This window comes from Collinsella sp. AF04-24 (assembly GCF_003465685.1).
Classification (GTDB): domain Bacteria; phylum Actinomycetota; class Coriobacteriia; order Coriobacteriales; family Coriobacteriaceae; genus Collinsella; species Collinsella aerofaciens_AP.
Genome location: NZ_QSBK01000001.1, coordinates 80,271 through 106,512, shown reverse-complemented (window position 1 = coordinate 106,512; position 26,242 = coordinate 80,271). Strand labels below are relative to the sequence as shown.

The window sequence follows — 26,242 nt, the reverse complement described above, 5'->3', positions numbered from 1 at the left end:
CACGTGAATGCTGCCACATTCTTATGAGTTGGCAGACGGCGCGATTGAAGCCGCAGACGCGAGGTTTTGAGCACGTTTGTTAATACGGCCGAAACGTTTGCGGATGAAGCCTGCTTTGGCTATTGCGGATGCTAGAGCCCCAGGATGCCACGGACAGCCCGGGCAGCCGCTGCCGGGCGATCGCGCAGACCGTTATGCGCGCCCGGGATCGTCACGAGAGGGCAATCGAGATATTCGGCAGCCGCTCGCGTGCCAGCCTCGCGGGGCGTGCCAATCGAGAGCTCGCCTAGGAGCACGGCGGCCACCGTTTTCGACGCGCGAACGCTATCCCAATCGGGAACGCAGGTCATAGTAATCCCGTATTCGTTTGCCATGAAACTGCGGCCGTTGCGCAGGGCATGCTTGGCTTCTGCCTCGGTCGTTCCAGGAGCCTCGGGGTCCAAGTCGCCGAGGGCTCCCAAGAAAAGCCGGAGCGCCCTTGAAACCTTTCCAGCCGCAATCATATCGAGCAAAACCGGAGCTGCGCCCATGCCGACGCCTTCGGCCGACACAGCCGGCTCATGCAGAATCGCACGGGCGACGAGATGGGGTTCAGTGCGAAGAAGCTCCAGCGCCACCAACGTACCGGCGCTGTGCGCAAGCACATTTGTCGGAGCGCCAACGTGTTCGATCACGGCCTGCAGGTCGGCGGCCTGAGCGGCAAGATCATAGCTGCCGTCTGCCGCTTCGCTGCTGCCACCACAGCCGCGGCGGTCGTAGGCAATGACGCGGTAGTCACAGGCGAGCTCGCGGGCGATACCGTCAAAAAAGACGCCGTCAACACAAGCGCCGTGCACGCACACCAAGGCAGGAGTATCAGGCGACACATCCGGGCCGGCATATTCGCGACAGGCAATCGTGGTGCCCGCATTCTCGACCGTAAAATCCATGTTGTGCCCCCATCATCAATGCTCATCCAGTTGCACGTCAGCACGGTTGGATGGACCCGCATTGCTTTACGCCTTGTTAACAGATTAACTGTACCCGACCCGAGGCTTTTCATGGCACGGCATCATGAGCGACGTGAAAAAACGAAACTTGTAAAGCAAGAGCCCACACCTTGCTTTGGAGCCGATGCTATGCTTAGGCACAATTGTCTTGAGGAGCATATGCCTATGTCTACGTTTTTGAATGCCAGCCCCATCTTTGGGCCCGTTCGCAGCCGTCGCCTTGGTCTCTCGCTCGGCGTCAACATGATGCCGGCCAGCGGCAAAATCTGCACGTTCGACTGCATCTACTGCGAGAACGGCCTCAACGCCGAGCGCCCCTGCCATGAGCCGTATAACACGGCTGCCGTGGTACTCGAAGCGCTCGAGGCAAAGCTGCGCGAGATGGCAGCCGAGGGCGAGCCCCCCGATGTAATCACCTTCGCAGGCAACGGCGAGCCCACCGCCGCACCGGAGTTTCCACAGGCCATCGCCGGCGCCGTCGCGCTGCGCGATCAGCTAGCCCCCAACACCAAGATTGCCGTGCTTTCCAACGGCACGCGCGCCGACCAGCCCGCTGTGCACGATGCGCTCATGATGGTCGACGACAACATTCTTAAGCTCGATACCGTCGACCCGGCGTTTATCCAGCTGCTCGACCAGCCCGTTGGCCCCTATGACGTCGAGCACCAGATCGAGACGTTCGCAGGCTTTAACGGTCATGTCATTATCCAGACGATGTTTTTGAGCGGTGAGTACCGGGGCAAGTCTCTCGATAACACCGGCGAGGAGTACGTCGGCCCTTGGCTCGCGGCGCTCGAGCGCATTCGTCCGCAGGAGGCGACCATCTACACGGTCGCGCGCGAGACACCAGTCGCCGGCCTTGCCAAAGCAGCGCCCGAGGTGCTCGACGCCATTGCCGCGCGCGTGCGCGCCCTCGGTATTCCCTGCCAGGTGAGCTACTAGCGCGGCCGCCCGCCAGCAGCTAAATTAGCCCCATCCCAAATGAGCTGGTCTGCGGGTGGGCTATACTAGCTGCGGATGAAAGGAAGTTAGCCATGTATGACAAAGGACCCGTGCCCGGCCGCAACGACGCTTGCTGGTGCGGCAGCGGCAAGAAATACAAGAAATGCCATAGCGCCTTTGATGAGCGCCTCGAGCGCTTGTGGGAAGAAGGCTGGGAGGTTCTGCCTCGCACGCTCTACAAGACTCCCGCCGATATCGAGGGCATCAAGCGCTCGGCAGCCATCAACGTGGGCGTGCTCGATTATGTGGGCGAGCATATCGCCGCAGGCATGACCACCAACCAGATCGACCAGATGATCTACGACTACACCGTCGAGCACGGTGGCACGCCGGCCGACCTCAACTACGAGGGCTACCCCAAGAGCGTGTGCACCTCGATCAATGATGTGGTCTGCCACGGCATTCCCTGCGATACGGACGTGCTGCACGAGGGCGACATCATCAACGTGGACTGTTCCACGATCCTAGACGGCTACTTTAGCGACTCGAGCCGCATGTTCTGCATCGGCGAGGTCTCGGCCGAGCGCCAGCGCCTGGTCGATGTCACCCGCGCCAGCGTGGAAGCGGGTCTGGCGGCCGTCAAGCCATGGCTACCGCTGTCCGTGATGGCCGAGGCCGTGCAAAAGACGGTCGAGGACGCCGGTTTTAGCGTGGTGCGCGAGTACGGCGGACACGGCATTGGCAAGGAGTTCCACGAGGACCCGTTTGTAGGCTTTACCACCGAGGCGCCCGATGTGGACACCATCATGGCTCCGGGCATGGTCTTTACCATCGAGCCCATGGTCAATGCCGGAGCGCCCGACATCAAGATTAGCAAGGGCGACGGCTGGTGTGTGCGCACCAAGGACGGCAGCGATTCGGCCCAGTGCGAGGTACAGCTCGTAGTGACCGAGGACGGCTACGAGCTGCTGAGCTGGTAGCCGTGGATGCGCCGGATGCTGACGGGCACGCTCGTCTAGCATCCGGCGTTTTTGTTTGAACGTTTTGCCTGATAAAACCCGCCAAAATAAACCTGTCCCTTTTTGGCGGGTCAAGCGGAAAGGACTACTTGTGAACATCTTGGTTTTGCTGCCCGTCAACGACCACCATCGCGCAATTCTTGAGTCGAGCGCTCCGGGCGAGGACTTTATCTACACGAGCGCCGACGCTATCACGCGCGAACAAGTCGCCAACGCCGACGTGATCTTGGGCAACATCGACCCTGACATGCTCACGGCATGCGAGCATCTCCAGCTGTTGCAATTGCAGACCGCCGGCTATGACGACTACCTTGCCGCCGGCACCGTGCCGGCCGACGCCAAACTGTCTTGCTCGGTGGGTGCCTATGGCCAGGCCGTAAGCGAGCACATGTTTGCCATGACCCTTTCCATGATGAAGCGCCTGCCCGGCTATCACGACTTGCAGCGCGAGCATCGCTGGGAGGATTTGGGGCCGGTTACCTCGCTCAAAAATGCCAACGTGCTGGTGCTGGGCGCGGGCGATATCGGCGGCCACTTTGCCACGCTCTGCCGCAGCATGGGCGCACACGTCCGCGGCATCAAGCGTCATCCGCTCGTCTACCCCATTGTGTTTGAGGACATGGACGGCATGGATGCCCTGCCCGAGCGCCTGGCCGAGGCAGACGTCGTCGCATCCTTTATGCCCAGCACACCCGAGACCCGCGGCCTGGCGAACGCCGAGTTCTTCGCCGCGATGAAGCCGGGCGCCTTCTTTGCCAACGGCGGCCGCGGCGATCTTGTGGTTGCCGACGACCTAGTTGCCGCCCTGGAATCAGGACATCTCGCCGGCGCCGCGGTCGACGTCACCGACCCCGAGCCGCTGCCCGAGACAAGCCCGTTGTGGGATGCGCCCAACATGCTCATCACGCCGCACATCTCCGGCTGGTTCCACTTGGCCGCCACGCTCAACAACGTGGTCGACATCGCCGCGGAGAATCTGCGTCACCTGCAGGCCGGCGAGACCCTGCGCTGCTGGATCGAACACTAATTGTTCCGGCGTTTTGCCAAACGCCGGAACCCCTCGACGCTGCGAGCCCGCCAGAGCGGCAATCTGACGTTCAATCGTCGGGCATGGCCAAAAGGCCTATGCCCTCCTCTTTCACGTCACCTTGCTCACTCTGGCGGGCTCTCGCTGACGTTTGCTCAACCTGCAGGGTCTTCAAATTGCTAGAGCGTTGCTAAATAATTTTTTGCGTCTTCTACACTCATTGCTGCGACGGGTGCGTGTGAACAGAGTTTGACATCGTTGGTGACCAGTAGATCTGCTTGAGCGCGTATCGCTGCCGCAATGATTAAATCGTCTTCGTAATCGCTATGGAGCTCACGCTGCCTGCTCGACATCCAGATGTCGCTCAGGTCACAGGGCACTGGCGTGGCAAGCTGCGACAGCACGCTAAGACAATCCCATGCAAGCGATGTCGCTGCCGCAGCGGCATCTTGGGAAAGCGAACCATGCTCGCGCCGATACCATGCCTTATGTTCGCTTGAAATCAAATAAAACAGGTCTTTGGACGATGTCGCCGCATACAGCAAATCAACCTGCGCCGTGCATGCATCGCGTAAAAACTCAATCGCCACCGAACGACCACGTCGTGAGGGAATGAAGTAATCGAGCCACACGTTGGTGTCAACCAAGATGCGCTTTGGAGTCTCACTCATAGAGCCAGCTCATCTCCTCGCCATAGCGATCCGCATAGGCATTCCGTTTGAGCTCTTCGTCGTCCGATGGCTGAGCCTTGACCATATCGATTCTCGATTCACAGCAAGCGGCAGCGAACAGCTTCGACCCCTGATCCATAAGCTCGAGCTTACGTTTGACAGCCTTTTCGCGCTCGCGCTGTTCCGCCCGGGCACGACTGGGCAGCAGGATATCCTCGAGCGCACCGGGGCGATCGGCCAGCGACGCTGCAAGCTGCCAGAGCGCTCGCACCGCTTGGCTCGGCGTCATACCGGCCTTGGAGAGAGCGGCGTCCCCACTCCTTTTAAGATCGGCATCGAGACGTACGTTGATCTGAGCGGCTGTTGTGGTCATGACCCCTCCTTAATACTTCAAAACTATCATAAAACTCTATGGTAGATACGTAAAGCATGTATAGCATTTACAAGCATCAGCCGTACTCTGTACACAAAAAGCCGCCGAGGCACACTGCACCTCGGCGGCTACGCATCACCAATCCAGTTCGGTTTCACCTTTTGCATTCGCCCAGATAAAACCTGCCGAAATTAACATCCCTTTTTGGCAGGTTTTAGAGCTCCACGCTTTCGGCTCCGTTGATGGTCAGGTCACGCTCGTAGAAGGCGGTAAGGGCGCGGATGGCGTACATCACGTCGCGCACGCCGCCGGTCTCGTAGCTCGAGTGCATGGCCAGCTGCGGCAGGCCCACGTCCACGGCATGCATGCTCGCCTGCATATTGGACAGATTGCCGAGCGTGGAGCCGCCGGCCATATCGCTCTTGTTGGCGAAGGCCTGCGTGGGCACGTCGGCGTCATCGCAGATAGCCTGGAACACCGCGTGGCTAAAAGCATCGGTGCAGTAGTGCTGGTTGGCGGCTTCCTTGATGACGATGCCGCCGTTAAGCACAACCCGGTTGCGGGCATCGCACTTCTCGGCGTGGTTGGGGTGCACGGCATGCGCGTTGTCGCAGCTCACGAGCATCGAAGCGGCAAGTGCGCGGTGGTACGACTCGCCATCGAAGCCCAGCGACCCGTTGATGCGGCGCAGCGCGTCGGCCAAGAACGTCGACATGGCGCCCTGCTTGGTCTCGGAGCCAACCTCCTCGTTATCGAAGCAGCAGAAGACCGAAACGTCGTGCGCATTCTCGGCACCCAAAAATGCCTGCAGCGAGGTGTAGGCGCAGGCCAGGTCGTCGAGCTTGGGCGTCGAGATAAACTCGTCGGCCCAGCCCCAAATGCGCGCATCCTGACGATTGACCAGGAACAGATCGCGGCCCAGAATCTGCTCGGGCTCAACGTCCAGCTCTTCGGCGATCAGGGCATCGAAGTCACCCTGCTTAAGCTCGCCGGCGCTGATGAGCGGGCACAGGTCGACGGCTCGGTTGGGAGCAAAGCCCTCGTTAACGCCGCGGTTCATGTGGATGGCAAGGCTCGGGATGATGGCGACTTCGCGCTCGGTGGCAAGCAGGCGGCTCTCAATGCGGTCACCCTCGCGCACCAGCACGCGGCCCGCGAGCGCCAGCGGGCGATCGAACCAGGTGTAGTCGATCATGCCGCCGTAAGCCTCGGTGTTCAGGCGCAACGTCTCGCCTGCGCCATCGAGCTCGGGCACGGCCTTGACCTTAAACGTCGGCGAATCGCTGTGCGACGCCGTGAGCTGAAAATGATAGTCACCGGCAACGCCGTCCTCGCCCCACGTCGCAGCCAAGTCCTCGCCCACCTTAAAGGCGATAACGCTCGAAGTATTGCGCTGCGTGTAGTAACGACCGCCCGGTTCGATATCCCATGCCGCGTTCTCGGGCAGATAGGTAAAGCCTGCCTCGTCGAGCTCGGCCATAATGGTCGCCGCCGTATGGAACATGCTGGGGCATGCCTCGATAAAGTCGATAAGGTCGTTGGCGGCCTCGATATCGTCGGCCGTCACGTGCGTGCGCTCGGGCGTTTCCTGATCCGTCATGCTCTCCCCTTTCGCTGGGTTGATGGTCCCTTCCAGCATACCCCGCCGCGCCAGCGCCGCACTCTTCATTCCGTGCTTAATTCCGCGCCGCTCACCAAGTTGAGTCATCATGCCCGCACTCCTTTTGCGACAATTACGCTAACAGGACGAGAGGAGTCGTCATGAAGCCACGTAACATTGCCATCGCCTACGGTGTCGCGGGAGCCGCCGTCGGCCTTGCCGCTGTCACCGGTATCGTTTATCACAAGCAAATCAAGTCCGCCGCGTCGCTCAAACGCTTGACCGACTATGCGGATGGCTATGACCTGTACGCAATCGACATCGCCTACGACTACGATCTTGATCGCATCATCGCTGCTGGCGTGCGCGACGACCAGGCCTACATCGATGCCGTGGTGGCGCAGGTGCTGCCCGGTGTGCCGACACATGTCCAGGCACCCCAGTTTGCCTGCAGCGCTTTTGTCGCCGTAGATGCCGAAGGCCGCGTGCGCACCGGTCGCAATTACGACTTTAAGGACGACACCTCGGCGCTGCTGGTGCGCAATCACCCGCGTGACGGCTATGCCTCCATCGGCTTTGCGGCCCTCAATAACCTGGGCGATAACACTCCGCTTGACTCCGTCGCCGGACGCGTCGCCGCACTCATGGGCCCGTTTGCCCAGCTCGACGGTGTTAACGAATGCGGCGTGTCCGTTGCCGTACTCACCCTGGATTCCAAGCCCTGTGACCAGGACACGCAACGCCCCGTCATCAATACCTCGCTCGCCATCCGTCTGGTGCTCGACCGTGCCGCCACCACGCAAGAAGCTGTCGACCTGCTTTCCGCCTACGACATGCACGCCATGGCAGGACGCGATTACCACTTCTTTATCAACGACGCCGCCGGTGACGCGCGCGTAGTAGAGTGGGACCCGCGCGATCCGGACCGCGCTTTCAAAGCGACTCCTGTACGCCAGGTTACGAATTTCTACGCCTGCTATGGCGACGAAGTGCTCCCCAACCAAAAGAACGGCGAGCTGGGCCATGGCAAGGAACGCGCCATCGCCATCGCCGATGTCCTCGACGCCCATGTCGGTGCCCAAGACGAAACGATTGCCTGGGAAGCCCTGCGAGCCGCAGCGCAAGAGCCCAATCCGGAAGACATCACCAGCAATACGCAATGGTCGGTCGTCTTCGACAATACCGAGCCCGCTGCCGCCATCACGCTGCGCCGCCACTGGGGCAACGTCGATGCCTTCGCACTGTAAGGAGCCAGGCCCGTCGACCTTACGTTCCCTGACGTTGCTTACATTTCCATACGCTTGAGCTAACACGTTTTACCCCCGTATCAACAGTGTGCGGGGGTAAACTTATGCGCATGTTATAACTTGCCCGGAAGGATTCATAATGCTCAGGATCGGTCTTCTTACCAGTGGCGGCGACTGCCAGGCGCTCAACGCCACCATGCGCGGCATTGTCAAAACGCTTATGACCAATAGCGAAGAGCCTATCGAGATCTATGGTTTTGAGGACGGCTACCAGGGCCTTATCTACAGCAGGTTCCGCGTCATGACGCCCGCCGATTTTAGCGGCATCCTCACCCGCGGCGGCACCATCCTGGGCACGAGCCGCACGCCGTTCAAGCGCCTGGACATTCCCGAGGCCGACGGCGTCGAGAAGGTGCCCGCAATGGTCCACACCTATCATAAGCTGCAGCTCGACTGCCTGTTTATGCTGGGCGGCAACGGCTCCACCAAGACCGCCAACCGCCTGCGCGAAGAGGGCCTCAACGTTATCGCCCTGCCCAAGACCATCGATAACGACACCTGGGGCACCGAGTTGACGTTTGGCTTTACGAGCGCCATCGACGTCGCCACCAAGTGCATCGACGACATCCACACTACCGCCTCGAGCCACGGCCGCGTGTTTGTCATCGAGATTATGGGCCACAAGGTCGGCTGGATTCCGCTGTATGCCGGCGTCGCGGGCGGCGCGGACGTCATCCTGATTCCCGAGATCCCCTACGACATGGACAACGTCATCAAGACCATCGAGCATCGCATGGAGACCGGCAGCCGCTTTACCATCGTGGCCGTCGCCGAGGGCGCTATCTCCAAGGAGGACGCGGCACTGTCCAAGAAGGAGTACAAGAAGAAGCTCGCCGAGCGAACGAGCCCGTCGATTGTCTACGACATCGCCAAGGAGATCGAGGCCAAGACCGGTCGCGAGACCCGCGTCGCCATCCCCGGCCACACACAGCGCGGCGGCCAGCCCGACGCCCAGGACCGCATCTTTGCGACCCAGTGCGGCGTCGAGGCAGCGCTCGGCTGCCTGCGCGGCGAGTTTGGCTACATGATTGCCCTGCGTGACGGCAAGATGTGCCACATGCCGCTCGAGGAGGTCGCCGGCAAGCTCAAGTTTGTCGACCCCCAGAGCGACCTGGTGCGCGAGGCCAAGGCGTTGGGCATCAGCTTCGGCGACGAATAGCCTCGGCTGGAACTGCTCTCATCGGAGGCCCCAGGGCTTTCCTCCCAAATCGTCCTCGGACATGTCAGGACCCCGCTGCGCGCTTCGCGCGGCGGGGTCCTTCCGTCCTGCGGAAAGATTTGGGAGGAAAGCCCTGGGGCCTCCTGCGGTAACTAGGGAGGCCGAGGCTATTCGCCTTCTCGCTGCGGGTGCCTGGGCTGAGATTTTGGGATGTTGCAGGCTCTTAGCTGAGAGTAGCACTGACATTTGTCCTAAAATGGCTGGTCGCTAGGGGTTGCTACCGGTAGTTGCGGTAGGGTTGGGGCAGATTCTAACTAGAAATGGTGGTCGCTACCGGTTGTTCTCGGCATACTCGGCTCATTCGATTCGACCATCAAACGAAAGGAACCACCATGGATCTTGCGATGGCGCAGCGCCTCGTCGATCGCCGTAAAGCTGCCGGCCTTTCTCAGGAGGCGCTCGCTGCCCAGCTGGGCGTAAGCCGCCAGGCTGTTAGTAAATGGGAGCGCAGCGAGTCCTCGCCCGATACCGATAACCTTATTGCGCTCGCCGCGCTGTATGGCGTGTCGCTGGATGAGCTGCTGTATGGGGAGGCGGCCAACGATGCCGACGACCTGGAGGACGGTAGCGCCGACACCGAGACGGCGGATGTGGCTGACGAGGCTGAGGATTCTGCCGAGCACGCCGATTGCGGCGACAAACCACTTGTCGACATTTCCCTCGCGCGCGGTATCCACGTCATTGATCCCAATAAGGGCGAGGAAGTCCATGTTGGTTGGAGCGGCATCCATGTGACCAACGAGCGCAAGGGCGAAGAGGTGCATGTGGGGCCGGGCGGCGTGCATATCGATACGCTTGAGGACGATGGACATAGCGTGCGCACCAATGACGACGGCACCGTCACCATCGACGGCGAGACGTTTTCCAGCTGGAAGGAAGCACACGACAAGCTCGACCATCATGGCAAGCATTTCCACACCAAGGTCGGACGTGCATGGAACAAATTCCCCTTCCCCGCACTTGTCACTCTCGCCTATCTGGTGCTCGGCATTGTCTACGGCACATGGGGCATGGGGCTTTTCCTCGTCTTTCTGGTTCCCGTCTACTACGCGATTGGTGACTTCATCGATCGGCGCCACCTGTCTAAGCTGATCGAGGCCATCTACCCGGCAGTCGCCATCGCTTGGTTCCTCTACATGTGGCTCTGTTTGGGACAGCCCCATCCTGCATGGATCATCCTCATCACGATTCCCGTCATAAAGGCGCTCATGCGCTGGTGCCGCAAACAATGGAAGCGCCGCAAACAGGCCTAACACGCTCCGACCCACCAGCACCCAACCGCCCCCGCCCTTCTCCTAAGTTGCGGTGAGATAGGGGCTGTTTTGAAGCTCCAAAGCGCCAAACAGTCCGTATATCACCGCAACTTACAAACAACTGGGTCAGTTCCGGCACGGAGATTAGCATTGAGCTGACCGCGCGCCAAGAAAAGGGCCTATTTACTACGTTTAACTCGAGAGGGCCGACCATACCCGCCTTTTCCGAAAACTGGCAAGCCATCTACCTGCGGTTTTAATTTCATAATCTTTGTCACGGTCGAGGGTGTGGTAGCAAACGTAGTAGATAGGCCCATTTTGTGGCATACGACCCATACAAGCCCAATCTCGAAGGCCAAAGAGAGCCTCTCATCCACGCCTGCGAGCAGAAGATAGCAAAGCAACAAACGCCGGGCCACCTAATGGTTGTCCGGCGTTTGCCCAGATAAAACCTGCCAAAATAAACCTGTCCCTTTTTGGCAGGTTACTCGGCACTCTTGAGGGCACCGACCATGTCAATCTTGTTGAGGGTACGGTTGGTGGCGAGGTTGACGATAAACGTAAAGCCGAAGGAAAGCACCACGGCAAGCACGTAGCTCAGCGGCTCGACTTCGACGTCAAAGTACAATGACGGCATCTGCAAGATGTACGTAAAGCTCTCGGCCAGCGCACCACCCAGCGGTACGCCCAGCGCGGCACCAATCGCCGTGAGGATCAACGTCTCCTTGTTGACGTAGTGGTGCACCTCGCCACGGCGGAAGCCCAGCACCTTAATGGTCGCCAGCTCGCGCTCGCGCTCGGAGATATTCGTATTGGACAGCGTAAACACCACCACAAACGACAGGCACGCCGCCATAAAGGTCACGAGCACCACGACCGAATTGATAATCGTAAAGTTCGCCTCATAGTTTTCCCAATGCTCGGCCGTACTCGAAATCGTAAGCCAACCGTCACTCTTAAGATTCTTGCTAAACGCAATCTGGTCGGCCGACGAACCCTTAAGCAGCACAAAGACGCCGTTAAGGCGTGCACTTCGACCGAACGCGCGCTCATAGGTGCCCTGCGTCATGTAAAGCGTGTTGCCCAGATAGTTGAGCGAGATGTCGCTGACTTTGACCTTGGCAACATTGAGCGACGAATCCTGGACGTGTGCCGTATCGCCCGGCTTGATCCCCAGCACCAGCTGAGAGCTCTTGCTCAAATACACATCCCCGTCACGCAGGGCGAGCGGTTCTTTGGACTCGTCCTCTAGGCGCACGTAGTCATCCAGGTCGTTCGTGCGGTCATCGGGCACCACGATCAGCTGCACGGTCTCGCTCTTTCCGCCGAATGTAAAGGTAACGTTGTCGGTCATAATCGGCAGCGTCGAAGTCACGGTCACGTTGGAATCCTTGGCTGCACTGCGCTCATCCAACGCCGCGCACGTCTGCGAAAAATCATCGGGATTGGCGACCGCCAGCAAATCGTAGCGTGTGATGTGCCCGTACTGCTTGGGCGACAGCGCGACCGACGTATCACGGATGCCCATACCGCAAATCACAAGCGCCGTGCAGCCCGCAATGCCAAAGATGGTCATAAAGGCGCGCTTTTTGTAGCGGAACAGGTTGCGTGCAGCGACCTTGTTCAAAAAGCCCATGCGGTGCCAGATAAAGCCAATGCGCTCGAGCAGAATGCGCGAGCCGGCGCGCGGAGCCTTGGGGCGCATGAGCGAGGCAGGGGTCTCGGCCATCTCGTGGCGGCAGGCGATAATCGTGGCTCCCACCACGCCCACGGCAAACAGCGCCACCGAAACGATCGAGGACACGATGTCGTACGAAAGCAGCATCTGGGGCAGCGAGTACATGTCGTCGAACACCGTAAACAAGAACAGCGGCAGACCCACAAATCCGATGATATTGCCGAGCACGCCACCGATCAGACACGCCCACAGCGAGTAGTCCACATATTTGGACAGGATGCGCCCGCGTGAATAGCCGAGCGCCTTGTACAGGCCAATAAGCGTGCGCTCCTCCTCGACCATGCGGGTGGCGGTGGTGAGACTGATAAGCACGGCGACGATAAAGAAGATGAACGGGAACACCGTGGCGATGGCCTCGATCGAAGAACTATCGCTCTCGACGCTCGAGTAGCTTGCGATATTGCCGCGGTCCTGGATGTACCAGGTGCATTCGCCCAGGTCAGAGAGCTCGGCGCGGGCATCGGCAAACTGCTGGTCGGCGGCGGCACGGCGCTGGTCCAGGTCGGCTTGCGCCTGCGCACGCTCGTCGCTGCCCTCGGCCATGCGATTGATGTTGTCCTGCTCGATCCCAAAGACCATATTCGCCTGACGCTCAGCTGCGTCCAAGCTCGCCGGTGTGTCGACCGTCAGCTCCTGGGCGCGCGCCTTCTCACGCTCCTCGCGGATCTTCTCGATATTGCCCTTGACCTCATTGATCTTTGCCGAGTAGGCATCCGAATAGGAGTTGAGGCTCTTGGCTCCCTCGACGACCACGTGGACAGCGGAGTAGGAAGAAGATGTCGCGGCATCCTCGCTCACGTAGAACTTGTAGTCCGCAGTCGAAGCAGCGCGAAAGGCGTTGACTGTCGAGTCGGAGCTCACGTCGGTAGGATCGAGAACCTCGGCCGTGATGGTGTAGTCCCCATCGGCAAACTGGTCCTTGGCGCTTTGGTTCGACGAGCTCGCATCGTTGGCGGCAAAGCTCACCGTATCGCCGATTTTCTTGCCCGAAGCCTTCAAAAAACGTGAGGTCACTGCCACTTCGCCCGAAGTCTCGGGCAGCTCGCCGCGCACTAGCACCGGTTGGTCAATATTCTCTTTGGAGAGGCTCTGTACGACGACACGCTCGCGCGTCGTACCCACGGCGGTATAGGCGGTCTCGGTATAGATGCCCTCGGCCGTCTCGACGCCATCGACCTCTTGGATCGCGGCAATATCGTCATCGGTCAGACCATAGGTCGACTGCACGTTGATGTCATAGACATTCTGCTGGTCAAAATAGGCGTCGACCGAATCACACAGGTCCTCGCAGCCCGCCTTAAGGCCGCACATCACGCTCACGCCAAGCGCGGTGATCACAACGATAGACAAGAAGCGTTTGAGGCTGCCGCGAATCGTGCGGTAGATGCCACGGCGAAAAACCGTCGGCACCATATCGTTTGAGCTTTGGGCGGTACGGTAGGTCGTAAAATCCTGCTCGCGCTCCGTGTTCTGCGCGTCGCGGCGTTGACTGTTTTGGCGGTCCTGATTCATGGGCGCTACCACTCGATCGTCTCGATAGGCACAGGATTTTGCTGGATCGTCTCGCTCTCCACGCGGCCGCTCTTAAAGCGGATCAGGCGATCGGCCATGGGCGCCAGCGCAGAGTTGTGGGTGATGATGATGACCGTAATGCCTTGCTTGCGGCAAGTGTCCTGTAGCAGCTGCAAGATCTGCTTGCCGGTTTTGTAGTCGAGTGCACCCGTAGGCTCGTCGCACAAAAGCAGCTTGGGGTTCTTAGCCAGCGCGCGGGCGATGGATACGCGCTGCTGCTCGCCGCCCGAAAGCTGCGCCGGAAAGTTAGCGAGGCGGTCGCCCAGGCCAACCTGGCGAAGCGTTTGCTCGGCATCGAGCGAATCGGGGCAGATCTGCGCCGCGAGTTCGACGTTCTCAAGCGCCGTCAGGTTAGGGACCAGATTGTAGAACTGAAAGACAAAGCCAACATCGGCGCGACGGTATTCCACAAGCTGAGCCTCGTTGGCAGAGCTCACGTCACGCCCGTCCACCGTCACGGTGCCAGAAGTTGCCGTGTCCATGCCGCCCAGAATGTTGAGGGCCGTGGTCTTGCCGGCACCCGAAGCACCCAAAATGATGGCGAGCTCGCCGCGCTCGACCGTAAAGCTCGCGCCGTCGAGCGCGTGGATGCGGGCATCGCCCTCGCCGTATGCCTTGATGACGTCTTTGAATTCGATATAGGCCATCGATTAATTCCCATCTGGTCGGATAACTCTTTAGTATTACCCATTTCCCACCTACCAAAAAGGGACAGGTTTATTTTGGCAGGTTTTATATGGGGAAACGGCAGCTATAGATAGGGCGCCGGGGAGGCCGAGAAATCATCAACGGGGTCAGGCCGACCGCCAAACACAACGCACGCATCTCAATCTGTCAGCCAAATCATTCGAACAGCTGTTCGTTTCTATGATATGATTCAACTATCTAAGCAGGCCAATACGCAGAAAGGCGGCCAACATGGCGTTCGACTTTAAGAAGGAATGCAAGGAGCTCTACAAACCTGCAAGCAAGCCGAGCATCGTAACAGTCCCGCCTATGAGCTACGTTGCCGTTCGCGGAAAGGGCGACCCAAATACCGAAGGTGGCGAGTATCAAAACGCCCTGCCGCTACTTTACGGCATCGCCTATACCGTCAAGATGTCGAAGAAAGGCTCAAGGAGTATCGAGGGCTATTTCGACTTTGTGGTACCGCCGCTCGAGGGTTTCTGGTGGCAAGAGTCCCCGAGCGGCGACATCGATTATGTACACAAGGACAATTTCAACTTTATCTCGTGCATCCGCCTGCCTGATTTCGTCACCCGAGATGACTTTGACTGGGCAGTCGCGGAAGCCACGACCAAAAAGAAACTGGACTTTTCCGCCGTCGAACTGCTTAAAGTTGACGAGGGTCTCTGCGTTCAATGCATGCACACCGGGCCCTACGACAACGAACCGGCGACCGTAGACGCTATGCATGAATACACGACCGAGCTGGGCTATGTTCCCGACTTCTCAGACACCCGTTTACATCACGAAATCTATCTCTCCGATCCACGCAAATGCGCACCGGAGAAACTTAAGACCGTGGTTCGTCATCCTATCAAGCGCGCTGAATAGCGTGGGGCGTCATTTCACGCGCTAGGTTTTAAGCCAGCCAACCAGCCGCCTCCTAGGCCGTCCGGTAATTATCTTGACGCGGCCCGTCGCATCTTATAAGTTTGTTTTGCTAAAGCTGGAAAGCCTCTCAACGATGCGCAACTCCAGCTCTTTTTCTATCAAGAGAGCAAGTGTCGGAAAGCAAAATGTCAGAAAGCAGCGCTTCGAGCAGAATCAAACGCCTGGTCAACACCTATAGCGGCCTCATGCTTATGGGTGCCGTCGGAATCCCTATCGGCGTTATCGTTGGCGCCATCTGTGCCCTTTTTGGTCGTGTGCTCCTGGCAATCGGCGCCTTCCGTGACGAGCACATCGTACTGCTCCTTCCCTTCCTCGCCCTCATGGGCTTGGCCATCGTATTTGCCTACCTCACCTGGGGCAAAGGCACCGATCGGGGCATGAGCTTAGTATTCGACGTAGGTCACGGACGCGAGGACGCCATCTCCCCGCGTCTGGTGCCGCTCATTATGCTGAGCACGTGGGCCACGCATCTCTTTGGCGGCAGCGCGGGACGCGAAGGCGTAGCCGTGCAGATCGGCGCAACCGTCTCGCATTGGATCGGCCGACGTCTACCTTTCCGAGAACCCGGCAACACGTTTTTGCTTATCGGCATGGCCGCCGGCTTTGCCGGACTCTTCCGAACGCCCCTCGCCGCCACGGTCTTTGCGATCGAAGTACTGGTCGCAGGACGCATGGAATACCGCGCGCTGTTTCCCGCGCTTACAGCCTCGCTCGCCGCAAGCATGACCTCCGGCGCTCTGGGGCTCGAGAAGTTTGAGGTCGCCGTTGTCGCCTCGTATGCGCTCGACCTCCCCGGTCTTGGACGGCTGGCGCTGTTGGGTATCGCGTTTGGTATGGTAGGTGGAGCTTTTGCCTGGTGCCTTGCCCATGCCAAGACCCTTGCAGCGCGGCTGCTCCCCAGCCCTTACATACGCGTTGCCGTTATGGGCCTTGCGCTGTCGGCGATTCTGTTCGCGCTGTGGCAGGGGCGATACTGCGGCCTTGGCACCAACCTGATATCCGCGGCACTGGGTGACAACGGCGAGGCGTCGATCATGCCTTGGGACTGGGCGCTCAAATTCGCACTCACCATTGCCACGCTTGCCGCAGGATATCAGGGTGGCGAGGTAACGCCGCTGTTCTCCATCGGCGCCAGCCTGGGTGTCGTACTCGCCGGGATTCTCGGCATGCCCGTCGAGCTCTGCGCCGCGCTGGGATACGCCGCCGTCTTTGGCAGCGCCACCAACACGCTGCTCGCGCCGATCCTCATTGGCTGCGAGGTCTTCGGTTTCGGTAATCTGCCGACGTTCTTTATTGTCTGCGTCGTGGCCTACCTGTTCAACATGGATAAGTCGATCTATGCGCTGCAGGAGCACAGCCGCACCCGATAAACAGGGCGTTTGCCACCAAAAAACGCGCACGACAGGCCGGGCCCGCCGCGCGCGTCATCCTATACACGATTAGTTATTGTTGTTGGTCATCGAAGCCACTGCTGCCGCAAGATTGGAAATGGGCATTGTCTGCAGCCAGATGCGCCCCGGACCGGTGAGCACAGTGTTGAACACGCCTTCACCGCCAAACATGATGTTTTTGACGCCCTTGACCATCTGCGCGTCGATGCTCACCGTCTCCTCAAAGCCGGCCACGTTGCCGGTATCTACAATCATTTGCTGGCCAGCAGCAAGCTCGTACTCAACTAGGTCGCCGTCGATCTCGGCAAAGGCAATACCCGAGCCCGTGAGCTTTTGCATGATAAAACCCTCGCCGCCAAAGACGCCGGTCTTTGCCTTCTTGTTAAAGTGGATGCTCAGCTCAACACCACTTTCCGCGGCAAGGAACGAACGCTTCTGCAAAATCCAGCTCTTACCAGGGCCAATCTCGATCGGTATAATGCGGCCGGGGAAGCAAGAGCCAAACGCAATCATGCCATCGCCGTGCGCGGTCCAAATGTTTTGGAACAACGCCTCACCCGAAAAAGCCTTAGAGAACATCTTGCCTATACCACCGCCCGAGGTGGACATCTCCATGTTGGGGGTCATCCAGACCATGGCACCGCTTTCGGTGATCATGGATTCGCCGTCGCTAAGGTTGCACGTAACAACCGGGAAAGCCCCTCCGCCGATCTCGTACTGCATGACCGTCTCCTTTCCTTCGGGAGCCGAACAACGATGTCCATATTTTAGCAGTTAGAGGTGCGTTTATTTGGGTCGGTGGCGTTCATGGCGCCGATCACCGCCAGCCTCCGCTGCCGTCTGCACAGATAAAACCTGCCAAAATAAACCTGTCCCTTTTTGGCAGGTCTTAGAGGCGGACGGTGAAGGTGATCTGATGATCGTGGCCGGATACGGTGGCTGATCCGCCATGGGCTTCGGCGATGGCGCGCACGACGGACAGCCCCACGCCCGAGCCACCTGTCTTGGAGCTGCGCGACACGTCCGCACGATAGAAGCGGTCGAACAGCCGGTCCAGGTCGCCCTCGGGCAGCTCATCAACAGCATTCGATACGACAAGCTCGGCCGAGCCTTTGCCCGCACCGCGCGAAACGGCACGCAGGCTCAGCTCGATCACGCTGTCCTCGCTTGCGTAGCGTGTGGCGTTGTCCAGCAGCAGCTCAACAACCTGCGCCACTGCCGCGGCATCGGCATGGGCCCGCACACCGCTCGCGATCGACGTCGACAGCCGCTTTCCGCGCGAAACCGCCACCGATTCAAATGGCGTCGCAGCCGTGTCCACGGCCTCCGAAAGATCAATCGTCGCCATAGTAAAGCCGGCCGAACCCTCGTCCATACGCGCCAGGAACACCAGACGCTCCGTGAGCGCCGTCAGCCGCGCGACCTGCTCGTGAATGCTCTGCGTCCACTCGCTCTCGCCGCTCTCGATCTCTTGGACCTCGTTGGCGGCGTCAATCACGGCCAGCGGCGTTTTGATCTCGTGGCTTGCATCGGTAATGAAGCGCTTCTGTTTGCTATAACTCTCGACCATCGGCCGAATCACCGCACCCGAGGCACCCGCCACAATTGCCAGCACCGCCAGCCAGCCAATGCAACTGATCGCCACGCTCGCGCTCAAAAACGAATGAAAGCTTGCAAGCTCGCGCGAGCAGTCCACGAACACATAGGTGATCTCGTCGTCCTGGACGTCGGTCGTATAACGATAATTGCCAGAGAAGCCCGAGGTCCAGCCCTTGGCATGCAGCCTTGCGGCAATACTGGCGGCGCGCTTGGCACCAACCGCGGCAATGCGGGCCGTATTGACATCGGCAACCTGTCCGGCGTCAATCGTCACCGTAAAGTAGCGCGTGTCGAAGGGAGACTCCGCCGTCATGCCTTCGAAGTGTCTGATGCGAACGCCCGCTTGGCTATCGCCGGCATCCTTGCCATTAGCGGGCTCGGCTTTAGGCTCGTCCCCCCAATCGATACCGTCCTTGCCCGCCAGAATATAGTCCAGGCGAGCGTCGGCCATCTTGCAGACATGCGAATAATTGACGATGTTGATGCCGGCGATGATAAGCGTGAGCACCACGGTCACGGCGCCCATGGCAACGAGGATAAACTTGCGACGCAGACGGCGGCCCAATGCGTCAACAGAATTAGCCCGCCCCGTACTACTCGAGGCGGCGTGAAACCACTCCGTCATGCGCTTGCACCACGCGCTCGCGCTCACGCTTATTCGCCTTCCTCGACAACCTCGAGCGAATAGCCCTGGTTACGCGACGCGCGAATGGCAACGTTGGCACCAAGCGCCATCAGCCTTTTGCGCAGGTACGAGATATAGACCCACACCACGTTGGCGCCTTCGGGCGCGTCCTCACCCCAAACCTCGAGCATCAGACGTTCAGTGGGCATGCGCGTGCCGGCGTTGCGCATAAAGAGTTCCATAAGCTGAAACTCGCGATTGGCCAGGTGCTCCTCGCCCAAGGGTCCCACAAGCGTGCAAGCCGCCGTGTCGAGGCGCACGTTACCCACGCTGAGCGTCGTGGCGTCAATTGCCGTCGCGGCGCGCGTCATGGCACGAATACGCGCAAGCAGTTCCTTGGCGGCAAACGGCTTGGTCAGGTAATCGTTGGCACCGGCATCCAGGCCCTCGACCTTATCGGACACCTCGCTTTTTGCCGTGAGCATGATGATGGGCAGTCGATTTCCGGCGGCGCGTGTACGCTTGAGCACCTCGATGCCGTCCATGCCGGGCATCATGATGTCCAGGATTGCGGCGTCGTAATCGTTGGTGAGTAGATTCTCGAGCGCCGTCAAGCCGTCGAGGGCGGTGTCGACCTCGTAGTCGCTATGTTGAAGAATCGCGGTGAGGGCGCGGGAGAGACCAGGTTCGTCCTCGGCAAGCATCAGCTTCATAGTTGCTCCTTTGGCGCATGGAAATACAGGTTTCGATACTGCCGATAATAGCGCACCGAAAGCTGCCTTAGCACAGCCCTAGCGGCTCAACCTGCGCGTTTTCAAATACGCAAGATATGGCTTAGCCAAACTTAAAGCGCAGATGCCAAGCGTCTGGACGCATGCCGGCCGTAGAAGGACGGAGGCTCGTCCTTTCGCGGCGTCCTAGTTATGCAAAGCGTTCGAGCGCTATTCCTCGTACGCGCCCTCAAGCCGAAGCAGCCACTCCTTGCGATCAAGGCCGCCAGCATATCCGTTGAGCGATCCGTCGACCGCGACCACGCGATGGCACGGCACGATAATCGAAATGGGATTACGCGCAACCGCAGCCCCCACCGCACGAGGAGACACGACGGGTGCCTCATTTCCCGGCACACGATGTCGAGCCGCAACACGCTGAGCGATCTCGCCATACGTAGCGACTTCGCCACGCGGAATTGAAAGCAGCTCAAACCAAACCTCGCGCTGGAACGCCGTGCCGATCATATGCAACGGCGGCGTAAACCGAGGCTCCTGCCCCGCAAAATAAGCATTCAGCCAAGCCCAAGAACGCTCAAGCACCGAAGAAGCCGCGCCATTTGCCGGACTCACCGGCAACATGCCACCGGTACCGGAAACCGCGTCGGCGCCTTCAACATGTTCGGAGTCTTCCCGGAGAAGCGTGGAACCAAAGTGCTCCTGCCCCTCAAACCAAAGCCCCGTCAGACCGCGGCCATCAGCGGCAAGCAAGATTTCGCCCAAAGGCGAAGCAAATGTCGTCGTGACCACCAGCGGCTCCTTTCAAAACTCCGCAACATAATACCGCGAATTGTGCAGACAACCCCAATCGACCCCAAAGTCACCCAAGGCAGCAGGCGCGACAGCGCCCCAGCTGCCGCACGACCCCAAAGTCCCCGCAGGCAGCAGGCGCAACGCGCCGCAGCTGCCGGCCGCGCTCCGCAGCCCCCCCCAAGGCGGCAGGCGCAAAGCGCCGAGGCCGCCGCCGGGACTAGGGCCCGCAACAACCACGTGCCCCCACATCAGCCCAGCGGCCCCAACCAGCAACGGCTCCATCGCAGGCCGCTCGCAGCCGAGTCGCCGCAGGCGGGGGCCGGGCTTAGTTTTCAGAACACTCCGCAGACCAGTGTGGCGCCTTGTCCGCAGCTCCGAAGGAGCAGGACAAGGCGCCACACATGGTCGAGGACGTTCTGAAAACTAAGCCCGGACCCCGCCGGACAGGTCGCACTACTCGCAGAGCAGCTTAGCGATCTGGACGGCGTTGGTTGCCGCGCCCTTACGGATTTGGTCGCCGCAGCACCAGAAGGTGATGCCGCGCGCGGCCTCGGGGTTCGAGATGTCGCGACGCACACGGCCGACCCAAATCAAATCCTGGTCGGAGGTGTCCATCGGCATGGGGAAGCGGTCGTGTGCATCCTCGGCGCTCATGTCGTCAACCAGTTTCACTCCCGGAGCGGCAGCCAGCGCAGCACGGGCCTCTTCCACCGTGATGTCGCGCTCAAACTCGAGCGTAACGCTCTCGGAGTGCGAGCGCAGCACGGGCACGCGCACGCAGGTGCAGTTCACGCGCAGCTCGGGCAGGTGCATGATCTTGCGGCCCTCGTTCTGCAGCTTCATCTCCTCGGAGGTAAAGCCCTCCTCCTTGACACCGCCGATCTGCGGAATCAGGTTGCTCGCCAGCTGGGCGGCAAACGCGCGCGGCTCGGGAATCTCCTCGCCACGGCCCAGGGCGGCAAGCTGAGCCTCGAGCTCGGCCATACCGGGAGCGCCAGCGCCCGAAGCTGCCTGATACGTGGACACGATCATACGCTTCACGCCAGCAAGCTGGTGCAGCGGCCACGTGGGAACCAGGCCGATGATGGTCGCGCAGTTGGGATTGGCGATAAGGCCGTGATGCCACTTGATGTCGTCGGCATTGATCTCGGGCACGACCAGCGGCACCTCGGGATCCATGCGGAAGGCGTGGCTGTTGTCGACCACGACGGCGCCGCGCTTGACGGCCTCGGGCAGTAGCTCCTTCGCAATATCGTCGCCGGCGGCGCCGAGCACGATGTCGCAGCCCTCAAAGGCCTCGGGGCAAGCCTCCTCAATCACAACCTGCTCGCCGCGGAACTCGACGGTCTTGCCCGCAGAGCGCGCGCTCGCTAGCAGCTTGAGCTTGCCGACCGGAAACTCCTGCTCGTTGAGGCACTCAAGCATCTGGGTGCCCACGGCTCCCGTCGCGCCCAAAATAGCAACCGTGTACTGTTTCATGCTTCCCCCTTTAAAGGCTGTGGCTTTTGCCCGCACGCCGAGCAGGCCGATTATTGTTGCCAGTGTATACAAGAACAGGGCGGGCACGAAACCCGCCCCGTCGAAACGAAACCGAAACGAAACGCCCCGCCGTAGTTTTTGAAGCAAGTCCCAAAAATCTACTGGGATAGCAGCTACTTGTGGAGCGCGGCCGGAGCGGGATCGACCGGCACGGGAGCCTCCAGGTCGGAGACCTTCACAATGCCGTTCTCGTCGGAGAAGGCGCGGTAAATGGTCCGAATCGCCAGGTCGAAGTCCTTCTCCTCTACGCCGATAATGATGTTGATCTCGTCGCAGCTCTGCGAAATCATACGTACGCTCACGCCGGCCTGACCAAGCATGCCAAACAGATGGCCCGAGATACCTGCGCGGCCGCGAAGGTTACGGCCGACGGTCGCGATGAGCGCCAAACCCTCGACAACCTCGATCTCGAGCGGCTCGACCTCCTGCTGAATGTCGCCCACGAGCGAGTACAGCGAGTCGTGCACATCCTGCTCCTGCACCACGGCGCCAAAGCGGTCGACGCCGGTGGGCATATGCTCGACGGAAACGTCATAGCGTTCGAACACCGAAAGTGCACGGCGCATAAAGCCGACACGGGGCTTGGTGCGGTCGCGGGCAACGTTGATGGCGACAAAGCCGCGCTTGCCGGTCACGCCGGTAATGATAGGCTCCGCCTCACCCTCGTCAGCCGTCTCGCTAATGATGGTGCCGGGGTCCTGCGGCGCATTGGTGTTCTTGATGACCAGCGGAATGCCTGCCTCGCGCACGGGGAACACGGCCTCCTCGTGCAGGACGCTTGCACCCATGTACGAAAGCTCGCGCAGCTCCTCGTAGGTAACGCGCGCAATGGGCTGAGCCTCGGGAACAATACGCGGATCGGCAGAATAGAAGCCCGAAACGTCGGTCCAGTTCTCGTACAGGTCGGCACCAAGGCACTTGGCCAGAATCGAGCCGGAAATATCGCCGCCGCCACGGTCGAGCAGCTTGATCTGCCCCTCACGCGTCGCGCCGTAGAAACCGGGCATAACAAAGCCGCCCTGCTGGCCGTACTCCTGCACCAGCTCGGCGGTGCGGTTCATGCTGAGCGTACCGTCATGATGGAACGCCACGACCGTCGCGGCATCCAGGAACGGCAGGCCCAGGTACTCGGCCATCAGGCGAGCGGTAAAGTACTCGCCGCGGCTTACGAGCTCCTCGGTGGAGTAGCCACCGGAGCGAGCACGCTCGGCAAAGGCCGCAAACTCTTCGCGGATGGGATAGGTGAGCCCCAGCTCGTCAGCGATATCAAAATAGCGCTGGCCGATGTCCTCGAGCAGCTCCTCGCACGACACGTGGTACTTGACGTGCGCGTTGACCAAGTAGAGCAGATCGGTCACCTTGGTGTCGCCCTTAAAACGGCGACCGCAGGCAGAAACCACCACAAAACGGCGGGCCGGATCGGCATCGACGATGGCCTTGATCTTCTTAAAGTGTTCGGCGTCGGCGACCGACGAGCCGCCAAACTTGGCAATCTTAATCATGGGCTGGAGGTTACCTTTCTAAAAAGCCTCTGCGAACCTATTTTGCGCGCTCTGATACCATGGTTTCACCGATTGGGACCAAGGCATCCGAGGAGCAGTGTTATATGGGAACTTATCATAGTACACGAGGACGCACTTTATCGTGCTCAAGTAAGGTGGCAATCCGTACCGGCATCGCTCCCGACGGGGGTTTGTTTGTCTCGGACGAGCTCGGCACCCAGCAGGTCGATATCAGCTCGCTTGCAGATAAATCGTACTTTGAAATCGCTCAAGATGTGTTGGGAATGTTACTGAATGATTACACGACCGAAGAAATTTCGGCCTGTGTGAATGAGGCATACCGCGGCACGTTCGCGAGCGAAGAGGTCACGCCGCTCGTCAAACTCGACGCCGCACCGGGCGCTGACGTCCCTCAGACCTATGTGATGGAGCTCTTTGGCGGCCCCACAAGCGCCTTCAAGGACGTCGCCCTGCAGATGCTCCCCCGTCTGATGGCCCGCACCTCCGCCAAGGACGGCGGCGCCGAGCGCATCATGATCGTCACCGCCACGTCGGGCGACACCGGCAAGGCCGCACTCGCCGGTTTTGCCGACGCTCCAGGTACGGGCATCACCGTCTTTTATCCCGAGGGCAAGGTCAGCCGCGTGCAGAACCTGCAGATGTCCACGCAGGAGGGCGACAACGTCGCCGTCTGCGGTATCCGCGGCAACTTTGACGACGCCCAGAGCGCCGTCAAGCGCATCTTTGCCGATAAGGAGCTTGCCGAGCGCCTGGAGGCCGCTGGCACGGTGCTTTCGAGCGCCAACTCCATCAATGTCGGCCGTCTGGTACCGCAGGTCGTCTACTACTTTGCCGCCTATGCGCAGCTGTTGCGCGCCGACGCTATCGAGGCTGGCGACGCCGTAGAGTTCTGTGTACCGACCGGTAACTTTGGCGATATCCTGGCCGGCTACTATGCCAAGCGCATGGGTCTGCCCGTCGCCAAGCTCATCGTCGCGAGCGACAAGAACAACGTGCTTGCCGACTTCCTGACCACCGGCGTCTACGACCGCAACCGTCCGTTCTTCACGACCATCTCGCCGTCGATGGACATCCTCATCAGCTCCAACCTGGAGCGCATGCTCTACTTCCTGTCCGACGGCGACTGCGAGCTTGTTGCCGACCTTATGGAGCAGCTGGCACAGACTGGTCGCTACGAAGTCCCCGCCAACCTGCTGGCAAAGATTCAGAGCGTCTTTGGCTGCGGCTGGGCCAGCGAGGACGAGGTCCGCGCTGCCATCAAGAGCTGCTGGGACGCAAACGGCTACGTGATCGACCCGCACACCGCCTGCGGCTATCACGTCTTTGAAAAAGTCACCCCCGCCGAGGGCGCCAAGGCCCGCGTGCTGCTTTCGACCGCCAGCCCCTACAAGTTCCCGCGCGCCTGCTGCGATGCCCTGGGCCTCGACGTGCCCGAGGACGACTTTGAGGCTATGCGTGTGCTCGAGCAGGCCACCAACACGGTCGCCCCGGCACAGCTCGCCGAGCTCGAGTCCAAGCCCGTCCGCTTCGAAGACGTCTGCGACGTCGATGAGATGGCCAGCTACGTCGAGTCCGCAGCAAAACGAATGAGCACCAACTAAACCCCTTATTAAGCGCCGGCGAAAGCCGGCGCACCTTCTTTTATCAGAAACCCACCGGGATGATGACGAGCTGACATGCGGGTCTGCCTGTTTAGTTCGTCGCGAGTTCCGCACGAGCCGGAAAGCACTTAATGTGCTTTCCGAGCGAGCCAGGACTGCCCGAGCAGCGAACTAAACAGGCAGACCGCCCAGGAGATTCCCATGATCAAGATCACCGTCCCAGCAACAAGCGCCAACTTGGGCATTGGCTACGACACCCTCGGCATGGCCGTCAGCCTCTACTCGCACTTCACCTTCGAGCGCGCCGACAAGCTCTCCATCACGGGCTGCCCCGAGGAATTCCAAAACGAGAACAACCTGGTCTACGTGAGCTTTGTCGATGCGCTTGCCGCATGGGGCGAGCCGGCTTTTCCCGTTGCCATCGACATTCAAACCGATGTGCCCGTCGCTCGCGGCCTGGGCTCCAGCTCCACCTGCGTTGTCGCCGGCATTATGGCCGCCGCCGCGCTGACGGGCCACACCGTCGACCGCGCCGAGCTCGTCCGCATTGCCACCGAGGTCGAGGGCCATCCCGATAACGTCGCCCCCGCTATCCTGGGCGGCGCCGTCTGCTCCTTTACGCCGACCGATTCGCTCCCCCAGTGCCTGCGCTACGAGGTGAGCGATCGCCTGCGTTTTATTACCGTGATTCCGCCCTACGAGGTACACACGAGTGAGGCGCGCAAGGTCGTGCCGCAGGAGATTCCAACCTCCACCGCCGTATGGCAAATGGGCCGCATCGCCGGCATGACGCGCGGCTTGGAGACTGGTGACCTGGACCTGATTGCCGCCGCCAACGACGACCGCATCCAGGAGCCCTATCGCCGCCGCCTGATTCCCGATTACAACGCTGTGCGCGACACCTGCCTTAACGGCGGCGCCAAGACCATCTGGATCAGTGGCTCCGGCTCGACCCTCATGGCCGTAACCGACGATACCATCGTGGCGAAGTTCCTGCAGGTCAAGCTGCGTGAGCAGTTCCCCAAGTGTGAGACGCATATTCTGACGTGCGACACCGAGGGCGCTCAAATCGAGTACCTGTAGCGCCCTGCCTCATTGCTCTCACCGGTCCCCT

22 protein-coding genes are annotated in these 26,242 nt (G+C 60.2%); 10 read left to right on the top strand and 12 right to left on the bottom strand.

All coding sequences use genetic code 11. The features are described from left to right. Nucleotides 1-131: 131 nt before the first annotated feature. Nucleotides 132-929, bottom strand: coding sequence for an alpha/beta fold hydrolase (locus DWV32_RS00470; protein ID WP_117637637.1), 798 nt, complete (start codon nt 927-929; stop codon nt 132-134). A 225-nt stretch (nt 930-1,154) separates the two neighbouring features. On the opposite strand from DWV32_RS00470, the gene DWV32_RS00465 reads away from it, so the two are divergent. The 3 genes from DWV32_RS00465 (at nt 1,155) to DWV32_RS00455 (ending at nt 3,977) form a co-directional block, all read left to right on the top strand. Then, complete coding sequence (locus DWV32_RS00465; RefSeq protein WP_117637636.1) at nt 1,155-1,931, top strand: radical SAM protein; 777 nt, start codon at nt 1,155-1,157, stop codon at nt 1,929-1,931. Between the two features lie 92 nt (nt 1,932-2,023). Beyond that, entirely contained in the window at nt 2,024-2,911 is an 888-nt protein-coding gene (map, locus tag DWV32_RS00460; RefSeq protein ID WP_055286839.1) for a type I methionyl aminopeptidase, read from the top strand. A 130-nt stretch (nt 2,912-3,041) separates the two neighbouring features. Continuing rightward, nucleotides 3,042-3,977: a D-2-hydroxyacid dehydrogenase gene (locus DWV32_RS00455; protein ID WP_117756866.1), complete on the top strand. Its 936-nt coding sequence runs from the start codon at nt 3,042-3,044 to the stop codon at nt 3,975-3,977. Nucleotides 3,978-4,156: 179 nt separating this feature from the next. Here DWV32_RS00455 and DWV32_RS00450 read toward each other — a convergent pair whose 3' ends face one another. The 3 genes from DWV32_RS00450 to DWV32_RS00435 all read right to left on the bottom strand — a co-directional run bounded on the left by DWV32_RS00450 (nt 4,157) and on the right by DWV32_RS00435 (nt 6,621). Next, nucleotides 4,157-4,648 carry a PIN domain-containing protein gene (locus tag DWV32_RS00450; protein WP_117648267.1) on the bottom strand — a complete coding sequence of 164 codons (492 nt, stop codon included), beginning with the start codon at nt 4,646-4,648 and terminating at the stop codon, nt 4,157-4,159. Further along, a complete protein-coding gene (locus DWV32_RS10180; protein WP_158566021.1) occupies nt 4,641-5,021 on the bottom strand; it encodes a hypothetical protein in 381 nt (126 codons plus the stop codon). The genes DWV32_RS00450 and DWV32_RS10180 overlap by 8 nt, the downstream gene beginning before the upstream one ends. A 214-nt stretch (nt 5,022-5,235) precedes the next feature. Then, nucleotides 5,236-6,621 (bottom strand): M18 family aminopeptidase, encoded by a 1,386-nt coding sequence (locus tag DWV32_RS00435; RefSeq protein ID WP_187361795.1) that lies wholly within the window; start codon nt 6,619-6,621, stop codon nt 5,236-5,238. Nucleotides 6,622-6,782: 161 nt separating this feature from the next. Between DWV32_RS00435 and DWV32_RS00430 the strand changes: the two genes are divergently transcribed. From DWV32_RS00430 to DWV32_RS00420, 3 genes are all read left to right on the top strand, one after another. Further along, complete coding sequence (locus tag DWV32_RS00430) at nt 6,783-7,868, top strand: carcinine hydrolase/isopenicillin-N N-acyltransferase family protein (RefSeq protein ID WP_117648268.1); 1,086 nt, start codon at nt 6,783-6,785, stop codon at nt 7,866-7,868. A gap of 139 nt (nt 7,869-8,007) precedes the next feature. Further along, a complete protein-coding gene (locus tag DWV32_RS00425) occupies nt 8,008-9,087 on the top strand; it encodes a 6-phosphofructokinase (RefSeq protein WP_117584154.1) in 1,080 nt (359 codons plus the stop codon). A gap of 392 nt (nt 9,088-9,479) precedes the next feature. Beyond that, nucleotides 9,480-10,400: a helix-turn-helix domain-containing protein gene (locus tag DWV32_RS00420; RefSeq protein WP_117756865.1), complete on the top strand. Its 921-nt coding sequence runs from the start codon at nt 9,480-9,482 to the stop codon at nt 10,398-10,400. A gap of 484 nt (nt 10,401-10,884) precedes the next feature. Here the strand turns inward: DWV32_RS00420 and DWV32_RS00415 are convergent, their stop codons facing one another. Both DWV32_RS00415 and DWV32_RS00410 read right to left on the bottom strand, forming a co-directional pair. Further along, entirely contained in the window at nt 10,885-13,650 is a 2,766-nt protein-coding gene (locus DWV32_RS00415; protein WP_233540366.1) for an FtsX-like permease family protein, read from the bottom strand. A 5-nt stretch (nt 13,651-13,655) separates the two neighbouring features. Further along, nucleotides 13,656-14,357, bottom strand: coding sequence for an ABC transporter ATP-binding protein (locus DWV32_RS00410; protein WP_117629924.1), 702 nt, complete (start codon nt 14,355-14,357; stop codon nt 13,656-13,658). Nucleotides 14,358-14,628: 271 nt separating this feature from the next. On the opposite strand from DWV32_RS00410, the gene DWV32_RS00405 reads away from it, so the two are divergent. Next, nucleotides 14,629-15,267, top strand: a complete 639-nt coding sequence (locus DWV32_RS00405) for a GyrI-like domain-containing protein (protein ID WP_117756864.1) — start codon at nt 14,629-14,631, stop codon at nt 15,265-15,267. A gap of 185 nt (nt 15,268-15,452) precedes the next feature. Next, a complete protein-coding gene (locus tag DWV32_RS00400; protein ID WP_117756863.1) occupies nt 15,453-16,697 on the top strand; it encodes a chloride channel protein in 1,245 nt (414 codons plus the stop codon). A 69-nt stretch (nt 16,698-16,766) separates the two neighbouring features. Here the strand turns inward: DWV32_RS00400 and DWV32_RS00395 are convergent, their stop codons facing one another. From DWV32_RS00395 to DWV32_RS00370, 6 genes are all read right to left on the bottom strand, one after another. Next, nucleotides 16,767-17,441 carry a TIGR00266 family protein gene (locus DWV32_RS00395; protein WP_089572342.1) on the bottom strand — a complete coding sequence of 225 codons (675 nt, stop codon included), beginning with the start codon at nt 17,439-17,441 and terminating at the stop codon, nt 16,767-16,769. Between the two features lie 166 nt (nt 17,442-17,607). Then, on the bottom strand, nt 17,608-18,969 hold the full coding sequence (locus DWV32_RS00390; protein WP_117756862.1) for a sensor histidine kinase KdpD: 1,362 nt from the start codon (nt 18,967-18,969) through the stop codon (nt 17,608-17,610). Nucleotides 18,970-18,971: 2 nt separating this feature from the next. Further along, entirely contained in the window at nt 18,972-19,655 is a 684-nt protein-coding gene (locus DWV32_RS00385) for a response regulator transcription factor (protein WP_117756861.1), read from the bottom strand. A gap of 228 nt (nt 19,656-19,883) precedes the next feature. Beyond that, nucleotides 19,884-20,462, bottom strand: a complete 579-nt coding sequence (locus DWV32_RS00380; RefSeq protein WP_233514485.1) for a methylated-DNA--[protein]-cysteine S-methyltransferase — start codon at nt 20,460-20,462, stop codon at nt 19,884-19,886. A 456-nt stretch (nt 20,463-20,918) separates the two neighbouring features. Next, complete coding sequence (locus DWV32_RS00375; RefSeq protein WP_117756859.1) at nt 20,919-21,944, bottom strand: aspartate-semialdehyde dehydrogenase; 1,026 nt, start codon at nt 21,942-21,944, stop codon at nt 20,919-20,921. Between the two features lie 173 nt (nt 21,945-22,117). Beyond that, a complete protein-coding gene (locus tag DWV32_RS00370; protein WP_099432166.1) occupies nt 22,118-23,506 on the bottom strand; it encodes an aspartate kinase in 1,389 nt (462 codons plus the stop codon). Between the two features lie 104 nt (nt 23,507-23,610). Here DWV32_RS00370 and thrC point away from each other — a divergent pair, with 104 nt between their 5' ends. Next, the gene (thrC, locus tag DWV32_RS00365) at nt 23,611-25,128 is read left to right on the top strand and encodes a threonine synthase (protein WP_117756858.1); all 1,518 of its coding nucleotides are present in this window, start codon (nt 23,611-23,613) and stop codon (nt 25,126-25,128) included. Nucleotides 25,129-25,329: 201 nt separating this feature from the next. Then, on the top strand, nt 25,330-26,211 hold the full coding sequence (gene thrB / locus DWV32_RS00360; protein ID WP_117756857.1) for a homoserine kinase: 882 nt from the start codon (nt 25,330-25,332) through the stop codon (nt 26,209-26,211). The last annotated feature ends 31 nt before the right edge of the window (nt 26,212-26,242 follow it).